We start from the raw sequence: 12,152 nt of genomic DNA on the forward strand, positions 1-12,152 counted from the left end.
GCATAGGAGAGGAGGAATATACGGGTTAAAGGCAAGCGGTCTATGAACCATAGGTAGTGTCCGTTAATCAAATAAAAGTCCCTTAGATGAGGAGAACACACAAAGATGACAATATCGAAGAAATGGAAAAAAAGATGGTCCCGCGCGCTGGCCACCTCTTTGTCAACTGCGCTGGTCGCCGTCAATTTTGCGCTGCCTGGGCCTGTGGCTCATGCGGCTGTAGCGGAGAATGATGGTTCGGAACAAATTTTCACTTCAGAAAAGTACCGGAACTTCACTAAGGATGGCGGGGCGGCTGTAAACTTAACCTTCCCGGAGCTGTTCATTACCTCAGATCCGGATGAAATGATGGCAGGGGCTACGGTTGTCATTAATGGTTATAAAGCGGGCGATCAGATGACTTTCGCCACATCGGGTACGGGAATTACAGTGGCCTCCAGCGGGGACAATGGCGCTTATATCTTAACAGGCAATGCGCCGGTCGAAGTCTACCAGCAGGTATTGGAAAGTGCCCAGTTTAAGATGACTACACCGGGTGAACGCAGCCTGACCTTCGGTCTCGGATCTGTACTCGCTTTTAATAAGAATGGTCACTTCTACGAATATGTGACGGATGCAAGTGTTAAGTGGCCGGATGCCCGGGCGAAGGCCGAGCTGCGGACCTACTATGGACGTCAAGGGTATTTGGCGACGATTACTGACCCGGATGAGAACGCTTTTATTGCGGAGAAGGCTCAAGGAATTGGTTGGATTGGCGGTAAGGACGTAGCCCGTTCAGAAGATGCCAACGGAAGGGCTAACACACGAGTGTTCTCCTTGCAGAATAACAAATATAACGGTTACGGCGATTGGCGCTGGGTAACCGGACCCGAAGGAAAGCTGGAGTACGAAGGTAAGTCCGGGCTTCCTTTCTATAAGGGTTACAATGCTAATGGAGGAAAAAATGATTCCGCCACGGTAACGGATGCTACTTACGGCATCGGCAGTGATCATATCATGCACAATAACTGGGATGCAGGAGAGCCGAATGACTCTACCTACGAGCATGTGGTCCATATCTTTAAAAATGGTACATGGAACGATTATGCTACCAACAGTGTGGTCAATGCCTACCTGGTCGAATACGGCGGTATGCCGGGCGATGCCGACACTAGCATCAGTACTACCATTACACTGGTAGATAAAACTCCGCTGAAAACGGATGCCGATACAGCAGAGGGCTATCTTAATCTTGAGCCGCAGGAATACACAAAGGCCTCTCTGGCGGTTCTGAAGGATGCTTCAGACGCGGCCAAGGCCATCCTTGATGATGAACATGCTTCCCCGGAAGAGATTGAAGCCGCACGCAAGGGTCTGGCGGATGCGGTTGCCGGACTGGTTAAGCAGCCGCCGGTGGCGGACAGCGCCAGCTACACAGAGGGAAGCAGCAACCAGGTATCCATCAAGTTTGATAAGCCTATACAGTTCAAAGAGGGCGATGCCGATTCTACGGATGATTTCCGGGTGACGCTGGACGGCAGACTGGTTGATGTTACGAATGCTGTAGTATCAGACCAAGATCCGAGTATCATTATTCTGACCTTGGACAGCCCGTTGGCCAATGATCCTGTGGTCAGAATCGAATACGATGCCGCGCAATCGGCCATCGAGGCTCAGACGCCGGGAAAAGAGCCGGTTTCAGCATTTACGCTCATTGCGAACGGACCGTTCGGGGATTCCTTGGAGATTCTAACACCTGCCAAGGATACTGAGGTCTATGGAGCAGATTTCCCGCTCCCGGTATCCGGACAAGCTGCCTTGGACTCAGTAGTTACGGCTGCTGTCTACAATGTGGATGCTCATCCGGACGCCTATCTGTTTGACCTTGAGGTAGGCATTACGGTAACTGATGATGTCTATAAGTGGGACACCAAGCTGCCGGGACCGCTGGCACCGGGCTCCTACCATGTGGCGGTGACGTCTACCAAGACCTTCGGTGATGAAGTAAAAAAAGAAACGAAACTGATACCGTTCACCGTGCCGCAGCTGGAATTGACCCATGTGGCGGTAATCGAAGGCCAGCCGGATCATGCGGTGCTGACGTTCAACCAGCCTGTTGGCTCTGCGTTGACCGATGCTGATTTCACCGGGCTTACCGTCGATGGACGGAAAGTGATTGCTGTGAAGTCCGTTCAAGGCGATAAAGTAGAAGTCGTTCTGGAGGAAGCGCTCGGTCCAGATGATGCATTAATCGTAGGGTACGACCCTGCTGCCGGTAATGTTACGGCTGAAGGCAATGTCCTGAACGAATTGAAGCCGATCCAGGCCGGCGACCAGTCCGGCATCACGAAGAATAACAATGTGATTCCGCTTCAGCTCGTTGCTGCTTATCCCGAAGAGGGGCAGCTCAAGCTGGTGTTCAACAAGCCGATCAACGACCTGACCGATCTGTCCGGGTTCACTTACGGCGGCGTGCCGCTTCAGGGACCTTTTGAAATCAATGGTAATGAACTGATCGTTCCCATTCCTTCAGATCATAAGGGCGGCCTGCTCAGTTACGATCCGCAGCTTGGAAGTGTGACTGAGAATGGCAATAAGCATAACCCGCTTACGGGCCTGCAGCCGGGGATTGATCTCGGCGGGGACGGCAAATATATCGCAGACGGCGGCAAGCTGCCGGAGAACGGTCTGGGATTGAGTGCCGGGGATCAGCCGGTATCCTTAAATCCGGGCTTCCAGCCGGATGTGCCAAGCGGCTACCAGGCGACTGTGCCAAATGAAACAGATTCGATTGCCCTCAATCTTGCTCCGGCAGGAGATAACGGTACGCTGCGCAAGGTAAGCCTGAACGGTGTCCAGGTTCCTGATGGTGACTGGAGCAAGCTGCCGCTTCAGGAAGGGGTTAATACCATCCAGGTAGACATTGTCGATGCGAAGAACCCGGGCATTAAGCTGGGGCAATACCAGATTCAGGTTATCCGGGCCAGCGGGAAGCTGGTTTCGCTTGAGCCTTCCAGCGGCACCCTACAGCCGGAGTTCAAGCCTGAAATTGACAAGTATGAAGCAACTGTAAGCAACAGCGTGTATGAAATTTCCCTTAAGCCGTTTACACTGGACCCGGGGGCTGTAGTAACGGTCGGCGTTGCGGGTGAACCTCCGGTACAGGTGAAAAGCGGCGACTGGAGCACAGCGCTCCCGCTGAAGGTAGGAAAGAATGAGGTTGTGGTGACCGTCAAGGATTCCGCAGGCGGAACGAACACCTACACCGTGACCATCACCAGACAAGAGCCTGCTCCATCCGGCGGCGGAGGCGGAGGTTCCGCTCCGGCGGCTCCTGAAACATCCAAAACTGAAGTGATTCAGGTAGATGTCGCTATCGGCGGTGCGAATGCAGCCGGCATTACGAAAGTACCGGTACAGCGGACAACGCAAAGCAATGGCACGATCACAGATCTGGTCCGCTTCACCAAGGATAAGGCTGAGGAAGCGGTGCAGAAGGCGAAGGAGACCGGGCAGAGCATCGCCCGTGTAGTGATCCCGGATGCCGCGGACAATGTCAGTGAGGTTAACGTCCAAGTTCCGGTAGAAACTGCTAAGCTGCTGAAAGATAACGGTATTGTGCTGGAGATCTACACAGAGAATGCAATTGTTCGCATTCCGAACGAATCTCTCGACGGAATCACGCAGGACTTCTATTTCCGGCTTGTGCCGGTAAGAAATGCAGTAGAGCGTAGCGAAATTGAGAAGAGAGCTACACTTGAAGCCGTTGTGCGTGAAGTGGCGAAGGACAACAAGATTGAGGTGGTCGCCAGACCGATGACCATCGAGACGAATCTGTCCAGCCGGGCGGTCACGCTGATTCTGCCGCTGAAGGACGTGAAGCTGCCTGCCGGTGAAGCAGAGCGCAACAGGTTCCTGGCGCAGCTTGGTATTTTCATTGAGCATACTGACGGCCAGAAAGAGGTTGTTAAAGGCAAGCCAGTTACCTACAAAGAGGGATTGCTTGGACTGGAATTCTCGGTAAGCAAATTCAGTACCTTTACGATTATTAATTTCAACAATCAGGCCTCTGCGATGCATGAAGCCTACATCATTGGCTTCCCGGACGGTGAATTCAAGCCGGATGAACGGGTTACACGTTCGCAGATGGCACTCATGATTGCCCGGAATCTGGGTTATGATGCAAGTGCAGCTGTGAGCAGTCCTCCTTTCCCGGATGTGGCTGTCCGTCATTATGCAGCGGGAGCTATTGCCTTCGTGAATGCACAAGGTGTGATGAAGGGCGATCCGGCCGGGCAATTCCGGGGGGCTGCACCGATTACGAGAGCGGAGATGGCCGCTGCTGCTGCCAATTACCTGAAGCTTGCAGTGCCGGCAGACGGACAATCCAGCTTCAATGATACAACCGGACACTGGGCGCAAGGTGTCATTGAAGCCAACGTGAAGGCTGGCCTGCTGAAGGGCTACCCGGACGGCAGCTTCAAGCCGAATGCCTATCTGACCCGTGCGGAAGCGGTGGTTATCGTCAATCAGATGTTTGACCGCGGCCCGCTGTATGGAGCGGATGCTGTCAAGTTCCCGGATGTCTCCAAGAATCATTGGGCTTACCAGGATATCCAGGAGGCTGTGATTGACCATCACTACCAGATTGATGCCGACCAGAGAGAGCAAAGGGTATCGGAATAAAAAAATGGGGGCTGCAGGAGAGGTTTATTCTCCTTCAGCCCCCGAAATCATTAAATTTGAAGTATAATAAACCTAACATTGCATTGATCTGCCCGTAATGAAGGAGATCCGAATGAAAGCAATCCTGATTGATGATGAAGCGCTGGCACTGAATTATCTGGAGCATCAGCTGCGCAAGCTTGGTGAGTTCGAAATCATCGGCAAATATACGGACCCGCTGCTGGGCAAACAAAGGGTGGAGGAGACCGAGGCCGATATTGTGTTCCTTGATATCCATATTCCCGAGCTAAGCGGGATTGAGCTGGCTGAAATGCTGCTGGAGCAGAGACCCGATCTGCAGGTTGTGTTCGTAACGGCCTATGACAAGTATGCTATCAAAGCATTCGAGCTTAACGCGCTGGATTATGTGCTTAAGCCGATTCAATTAGACCGTCTGAGACTTACGGCCCGAAGGCTGGATGCCCGCCGGAAGCCGCGAACTGCCTCGGTGGTAACAGAGCAAAGCTGGAGCATCCTGATGTTCGATGCCTTCCGGATCTTTGAAGGCGTGCGGGAGCTGGCACCGCTTCAATGGAGAACGGCGAAGGCGCAGGAAATTTTCTTTTATCTGCTGCATCATCGCGGTAAGGTGGTCAGCAAAGCGACCCTGATTGAACTGCTGTGGCCCGAATTCGATCTGGACAGGGCTTACCCGCAGCTGTATACCGCAGTGTATCACATCCGCAAAATGCTGGAGCCCTTCAGCCGGGAGCGGATTCTGCTGCAGAACACAGCCGACGGCTATCTGCTGAGGCTGGACGGCGTCTATCTGGATGCAGATGAGTTCGACCATTTCATCCAGGCGGGGATTGAAGTATCGGAATATACGGTACCTGAATATGAACGTATCCTGAAGCTGTTCAAGAGCGAATACCTGGAGGGCTACGATTATGTATGGGCAGAGCTGGAACGCCAGAGATTTCAGCTGCACTGGATACGGCTCAAGCTGAATCTGGTCCACTGGTATATGGAGAACGAAGCGTACGAACAGGCCTTCAAGCACATCGAGCAGGTCTGTACCCGTTATCCGCTGGAGGAGCAGGCGCAATTATTGTATATGAAAATATCCGATCGCATGGGCTTTCATTTTCTGGTACAGCGGCAGTATCTGTTGCTGGAGACGGTGATGGAGGCTGAGGTGTCAGAGAAGCCTGGTCAAGAGGTTATGAAATGGTATAAGGATTGGGATAAGAAGCGGCAGAAAGGGTGAATCCGGGGGATTCATCCTTTTTACCCTATCTAAATTATGATATATTTAATCTTGAACATTTCGTTCTGCAAAGTTTCGGCGAAGGAGACCCCCATGACCCAATTTGTCTACAAGCAGATTATTGCTGACCTCAAAATGAAGATCTTTGCCGGACAGTACGCTGACATGAAGCTGCCGGATGAGCGCAGTCTCAGCGAGGCTTATCAGGTGAGCCGCAGCACCATCAAGCGTGCGCTGATGAAGATGGAGAGCTCGGGTATTATTTTCAAGAAACGCGGCTCCGGCACCTTCATCAATCCGTTATACATAAAGAACGATTCGATCTTCAATTACGAAGGCTCTAATCTCGGGGTGTCGGACAACTTCCAGATGCATGGCAAGAAGCCGGACATCAAGGTGCTGAGCTTCGAGGTCATCCGGCCTACGGAGGAGCTTCAGCGCGATTTGTTCCTGCAGCCTCATGATTTCGTGTACAAGATCGTGCGTCTGCGCCTGTTCGACAGTGCGCCGTTTATGATTGAGACCGGATACATTCCGATCAAAATCGTCCAGAATCTCGACCAGACCATTATCGAAGGCTCGATTTTTCACTATCTGGAGGAGTCGCGCAATCTGGCGGTGACCAAGTCGTTTTTGTCTATTTTTGCCGAGCCTTCACTGCCTGAAGATCAGGAGCTGCTGCATCTCAAGGAGAACGAGCCTGTGGGAATTATGGAGGGAATCTTCTTCCTGGACAACGGGACGCCGTTCGAGTTCTCGCATATGCGGTTCCACTATGAGTATCTGAGGTTCAATACGTTCGTGTCGGTTCATTAACGGGCGGACGGCATAAATACATAACTGAAGCAAGAGCGGCCGGGGAGGAGTCCCGGTCTTTTTTGATTTTTTTAGGAAATGATACTCTATGTCTGCCCGCAGGCACATGGTCTGAATGTATGTGGAAAACAGTATACAATTTCATCATCCATCTGGCTAGCGCTGTATCCCCTCCAGTTAGATCCCTCACAGGTTGAGTTCACCTTTCTTGAATTAGAATATTAATCCATAATTATAAAAATAAACATTATTTTGTGCGTGATTAGCAACGAATTTCATACTATGTTCAAAATTTCACAATATTGGACCGTATTAATTTCTAAAAAGATTGAATTTCTGAAATCCCGATGTATGATGTAACTGTAGAAGTGATACATTCAATTTACAAAGAAAAAATTAGGGAGTGGAAAGACATGGGATTAACAATCGAACAGGTGGATTATTCCTCCAAAACGTATCTGGCAAAGCTTGACGCTTACTGGCGCGCAACCAACTACATCTCTGTAGGCCAGCTTTATTTGAAGGATAATCCGTTGTTAAGAGAACCGCTGAAGGATGCAGACATCAAAGTGAAGCCGATCGGACACTGGGGTACTATCCCTGGGCAGAACTTTATCTATGCGCACCTGAACCGTGTCATCACTAAATATGATCTCAACATGTTCTATATCGAAGGCCCGGGACATGGCGGACAGGTGATGGTCTCGAACTCTTATCTGGATGGCAGCTACACTGAGATCTATCCGCAGATCACCCAGGACATCCCTGGTCTGAAAAAGCTGTTCAAGCAGTTCTCCTTCCCTGGCGGTGTTGCTTCCCATGCTGCTCCTGAAACTCCCGGATCGATTCACGAAGGCGGCGAGCTGGGTTACTCCCTGTCGCACAGCGTGGGCGCGATTCTTGATAACCCTGACCTGATCTCCGCAGTGGTTGTAGGTGACGGCGAAGCCGAGACCGGCCCGCTGGCTGCTTCCTGGCTGTCCAACCGGTTCATCAACCCGATTACAGACGGTGCGGTATTGCCGATTCTGCATTTGAACGGCTTCAAGATCAGTAACCCGACGATCCTCTCGCGGATGAGCAGAGAAGAATTAACCGCATATTTTGCCGGAAACGGCTGGGAAGCCTTCTTCGTAGAAGGTGAGAACCCGGATCTGATGCACCCGGAAATGGCGAAGGTGCTGGATACAATCGTAGAGCGGATTGCCGCAATCCAGAAGAATGCCCGTGAAAATAACGATGCCACCCGCCCGGTATGGCCGATGCTGGTCTTCCGTTCCCCTAAGGGCTGGACTGGTCCGAAATCCTGGGATGGCGTACCGAATGAAGGCTCCTTCCGTGCCCACCAGGTGCCGATTCCGGTAGATCAGAAGAATATGAAGCACGCTCCGGCGCTGCTGGAATGGATGAACAGCTACAGACCGGAGGAACTGTTCGATGAGAACGGCCGCCTGAATGCGGAGCTGGCTGAGATTCTGCCAACCGGCGACAGACGTATGGGGATGAACCCGGTCACCAATGCCGGTAAGCTGATCAAGGACCTGCACAAGCCGAATTTCCGTAACTATACGCTCGATAACTCCGCACCTGGTCAAGTAATTGCACAGGATATGGCGGTGCTGGGCAAATACCTGAAGGAAGTGGTTACGCTCAACGAAGAGAACCGCAACTTCAGAATCTTCGGACCGGATGAGACCATGTCGAACCGTCTGGGACCTGTGTTTGAAGTGACCAAGCGCCAATGGATGGATGCCATTCAGGAACCGCAGGATGAATTCCTGGCTCCATACGGCCGTGTAATTGACTCTCAGCTGTCCGAGCATCAGGCGGAAGGGATTCTGGAAGGGTATGTACTGACCGGACGCCACGGATTCTTCGCCAGCTATGAAGCATTCCTGCGCGTGGTTGATTCGATGATCACCCAGCACTTCAAATGGCTGCGCAAGGCGACAGACCAGAGCTGGAGAGAGGATATTCCTTCGCTGAACGTGATCGCTACCTCTACCGTATTCCAGCAGGATCATAATGGCTATACCCACCAAGACCCGGGTCTGCTCGGCCATCTGGCTGACAAGAAGCCTGAATTCATCCGTGAGTATCTGCCGTCCGATGCGAACAGCCTGCTGGCTGTGTTCGACAAGATCCTGAATGACCGCCAGAAGATCAACCTGATCGTATCCTCCAAGCATCCGCGTCCGCAGTGGTTCTCGGCCGATGAAGCGCAGGAGCTGGTGGACAAAGGCCTCAAGATCATTGACTGGGCCAGCACTGACAAGGGCGGAGAGCCGGATCTCGTCATCGCTTCCTCTGGTACTGAACCTACAATGGAAGCCCTGGCTGCCATCTCGATCCTGCATGAGAAGCTGCCTGAGCTGAAGATCCGCTATATCAACGTGGTCGATCTGCTGAAGCTGAGAAGCCAGAAGCTCGATCCGCGCGGCTTGTCTGACGAGGAGTTTGATCAATTTTTCACAAAAGATAAACCGGTCATCTTCGCCTTCCACGGCTATGAAGGCCTGATCAAAGACCTGTTCTTCGACCGCCACAACCATAACCTGCATGTGCACGGCTACCGCGAGAATGGCGACATCACTACACCGTTCGATATGCGCGTCCTCAATCAGATGGACCGCTTCGATCTCACGAAGGAAGCTGTGCTGAGCCTGCCGGATGCAAGCAAATACCAGACCATCGCTGACGAGATGGATGCTATGGTGCAGAAGCATCACGCATACATCCGCGAAGAAGGCATCGACCTTCCAGAAGTAGAGAGCTGGGTATGGAAGGCGTTGAACTAAGCGTCATTCAATAATGTTATTTCATTAATAATATAGCAGGCTTCAATCAGGGAGCGCTCCGGGGTCAGGCAATGACTGCGGAGCGCTCTTTGTGTGCAGCGGCTGCTTCGGCGCTGCAGCCCTTAGCGGAGGCTTCCGCTGCGCGCCAGCAAGGGCAGGAACACCGCCACTGCCGTTCATCTCCACCATGTGCTTCCAGTAGCGCTTTGGCATCTTGGAGGAACGCAGCCGGTCGTTATAGCGCTCCTTGATGCCGATGGCGTGATAGAAGCCGGTCCACAGGCGGCGGTATGCTTCCTCGGTCTCATCCGGCTCCGGAGGAGTCCATTCGCTTAACGGCACAATGGCCTCCCGTCCGGGCTCATGGATCAGCGCTGCTCCGTGGGTCTGGTCGTAGATCATGAAGCTCTCTCCCTGGAACCGGTCGCAGAAGTGCTCCTTGATTACAGGCAGCACATAGCCCTGCGGCTCAATGACTGCGGCCATGACCGGGCCGTATACGGAGAAGCGGACGAAGCCCGTATACAGATGCGCCTCATGCCGGAGCTGCTGAACGGCCTTCATTAGCGTGTTCACGGTGTCATCGGCCAGCATACTCATCACCTTGCGGCCATGCCGGAAGCCGAGATACAGGAAATTCAGCAGCAGCATTTCTTTATCACGGGCGCAGCTCCAGAAGCCCAGACGCACCAGTTCCTCGGCTTCGCGGCTGATCCGCAGCGGCAGGGACTTCGCTACCCGTGCGGCCTTGTCCTTATCGGTCTCAATCCATTTGGCCTCCAGCAGCAGCCCCTGCTCTGCGTCTGCGGAATGAATTGTCAGCGGAGTCTCCTTCCAGGCATAGCTCTCGAACACACAGCACAGCAGCCCCTCGAAGGTTCCATCATAGGTATACGCGAGGGCGGACGGCTTGAACATCAGGCCTTCGCCCCCTTCGTGAAGCTGTCCCAGTCTCCGGCTGCGGGCAAGGCGGAGAGGTTGAAGTCATCGAACAGCGTGAGCTGCTCGACCTGCGGCTGCTGGAGGGCAAGCTGCTCCCCGGACATGAGCGAGCGGAGCAGGGTATGCTCGCTGACCTTCAGCCCCTCCAGCGGCTTATCCTTGCAGGTGATGAAGAACTGGGCGCGCTTCAGCACAACGCCAAGCTTCTTCAGCGCGTGGAAATCAAGCGCTCCGGCCCGTCTGGCCTTGACGATCCGCTGGGCGCTTCTGACACCAATCCCTGGCACGCGCAGCAGCATCTCATAAGGGGCGCGGTTGATCTCTACAGGAAACTGCTCACGGTGGTTGACGGCCCAGCTGCATTTCGGGTCCAGCAGCGGGTTGAAGTTCGGCACAGCCTCATCCAGCAGTTCATTCGCCTTGAAGCCGTAGAAGCGCAGCAGCCAATCGGCCTGATAGAGCCGGTGCTCCCGCAGCAGCGGCGGCTTCGTATCGAGGGAGGGCAGCAGGGAATCCTCCACCACCGGGGTATAGGCCGAGAAGAAAACGCGCTTCAGCGCGTATTTGCGGTACAAGCCTTCGGTCAGATTGAGAATCTGGTAATCGGTATCGGGGGAGGCGCCTACGATCATTTGGGTGCTCTGGCCGGCAGGCGCGAAGCGGGGGGCATGATTATATTTGACGATATCGGAGCGGTTCTCCTTGATCCGGTTCGTGATCAGTCCCATCGGCTGCAGGATGGACACCTTGCTCTTGTCGGGGGCAAGCCGCCCGAGGCTCTCCTGCGAGGGCAGCTCGATGTTGACACTCATGCGGTCAGCGAGCAGCCCGAGCCGGGACAGGAGAGCATCATCTGCGCCGGGGATGGCTTTGACATGAATATATCCGTTGAAGCGGTACACATTCCGCAGCAGCTCCAGCGCGGCGATCAACTGCTCGGTGGTATAATCCGGGTTCCGCATAATGCCCGAGCTAAGGAATAATCCTTCTATATAATTGCGCCGGTAGAACTGCATAGTGATGTCCGCGATCTCCTCAGGGGTGAAGGCAGCCCGCCGGACGGGGTTAGATTTGCGGTTGATGCAGTAGGCACAATCATAGATGCAGCCGTTGGTCATCAGCACCTTGAGCAGTGAAATGCAGCGTCCGTCTGCGGCGAAGCTGTGGCAGATCCCCATGGCCGTTGTGTTGCCGAGCGCTCCGGTCTGGCCTTTGCGGGTGGAACCGCTTGAGGTGCAGGCTACATCGTATTTGGCCGAGGCGGTTAGAATCTCTAGTTTCTCCATGACATCCACGGGCTCCATCTCCCTTCTATAAGAGCATTATAACCAGAACATGTGTTCCTGTCAAAAGGCATTCCTGTGCGCCCGTCCCGCGAAAATGTATGCGCATTCCCTCTTGTGCTATAATAGGACGTGATGGTTCTTAGCATCCAAGGAATCATACCGTTACTGAAAATCGGGTTAGGAGTGTTGCTGAAGTGAGAGGATATAACATCTGGCGGCCCATTATGCTGATTGCGGTTGCGCTGCTGACAAGAACCCTGGTCAACAGTGTCTGCCTCATGTTTGGCATGTCGCCGGAAACCGCAGGCAGTGTAGCCGTGCTCGGCATGGTGGTTGCCGCGCTGATCATGTATAACCGCATGATGAAGGGCCGCCGCCGCAGATAGCATATAGAGA

At 53.4% G+C, this 12,152-nt stretch carries 7 protein-coding genes; 5 read left to right on the plus strand and 2 right to left on the minus strand.

From position 1 onward, the window contains the following. The first annotated feature begins 105 nt into the window (after positions 1-105). The 4 genes from MHI24_RS17550 (at position 106) to MHI24_RS17565 (ending at position 9,528) form a co-directional block, all read left to right on the plus strand. The gene (locus tag MHI24_RS17550) at positions 106-4,665 is read left to right on the plus strand and encodes an S-layer homology domain-containing protein (protein ID WP_340020814.1); all 4,560 of its coding nucleotides are present in this window, start codon (positions 106-108) and stop codon (positions 4,663-4,665) included. A gap of 112 nt (positions 4,666-4,777) precedes the next feature. Continuing rightward, positions 4,778-5,914: a response regulator gene (locus tag MHI24_RS17555; protein WP_340020815.1), complete on the plus strand. Its 1,137-nt coding sequence runs from the start codon at positions 4,778-4,780 to the stop codon at positions 5,912-5,914. 93 nt (positions 5,915-6,007) lie between these two features. Further along, positions 6,008-6,730: a GntR family transcriptional regulator gene (locus tag MHI24_RS17560; RefSeq protein WP_340020816.1), complete on the plus strand. Its 723-nt coding sequence runs from the start codon at positions 6,008-6,010 to the stop codon at positions 6,728-6,730. Positions 6,731-7,143: 413 nt separating this feature from the next. Next, on the plus strand, positions 7,144-9,528 hold the full coding sequence (locus MHI24_RS17565) for a phosphoketolase family protein (RefSeq protein ID WP_340020817.1): 2,385 nt from the start codon (positions 7,144-7,146) through the stop codon (positions 9,526-9,528). A 42-nt stretch (positions 9,529-9,570) separates the two neighbouring features. Here MHI24_RS17565 and MHI24_RS17570 read toward each other — a convergent pair whose 3' ends face one another. Both MHI24_RS17570 and MHI24_RS17575 read right to left on the minus strand, forming a co-directional pair. Continuing rightward, on the minus strand, positions 9,571-10,446 hold the full coding sequence (locus tag MHI24_RS17570; RefSeq protein WP_340020818.1) for a TIGR03915 family putative DNA repair protein: 876 nt from the start codon (positions 10,444-10,446) through the stop codon (positions 9,571-9,573). Further along, on the minus strand, positions 10,446-11,756 hold the full coding sequence (locus MHI24_RS17575) for a putative DNA modification/repair radical SAM protein (RefSeq protein WP_340020819.1): 1,311 nt from the start codon (positions 11,754-11,756) through the stop codon (positions 10,446-10,448). Before MHI24_RS17575 ends, MHI24_RS17570 begins: the two co-directional genes overlap by 1 nt. 194 nt (positions 11,757-11,950) lie before the next feature. Here MHI24_RS17575 and MHI24_RS17580 point away from each other — a divergent pair, with 194 nt between their 5' ends. Then, a complete protein-coding gene (locus MHI24_RS17580) occupies positions 11,951-12,142 on the plus strand; it encodes a hypothetical protein (protein WP_340020820.1) in 192 nt (63 codons plus the stop codon). Positions 12,143-12,152: the final 10 nt, after the last annotated feature.

Source organism: Paenibacillus sp. FSL K6-1096 (assembly GCF_037977055.1).
Lineage (GTDB): Bacteria > Bacillota > Bacilli > Paenibacillales > Paenibacillaceae > Paenibacillus_AQ.

What these genes read in the sequence shown, in the direction of transcription:
- MHI24_RS17550 (WP_340020814.1), top strand. Translation starts at nt 106, where the DNA reads ATGACAATATCGAAGAAATGGAAAAAAAGATGGTCCCGCGCGCTGGCC.
- MHI24_RS17555 (WP_340020815.1), top strand. Translation starts at nt 4,778, where the DNA reads ATGAAAGCAATCCTGATTGATGATGAAGCGCTGGCACTGAATTATCTG.
- MHI24_RS17560 (WP_340020816.1), top strand. Translation starts at nt 6,008, where the DNA reads ATGACCCAATTTGTCTACAAGCAGATTATTGCTGACCTCAAAATGAAG.
- MHI24_RS17565 (WP_340020817.1), top strand. Translation starts at nt 7,144, where the DNA reads ATGGGATTAACAATCGAACAGGTGGATTATTCCTCCAAAACGTATCTG.
- MHI24_RS17570 (WP_340020818.1), bottom strand. Translation starts at nt 10,446, where the DNA reads ATGTTCAAGCCGTCCGCCCTCGCGTATACCTATGATGGAACCTTCGAG.
- MHI24_RS17575 (WP_340020819.1), bottom strand. Translation starts at nt 11,756, where the DNA reads ATGGAGAAACTAGAGATTCTAACCGCCTCGGCCAAATACGATGTAGCC.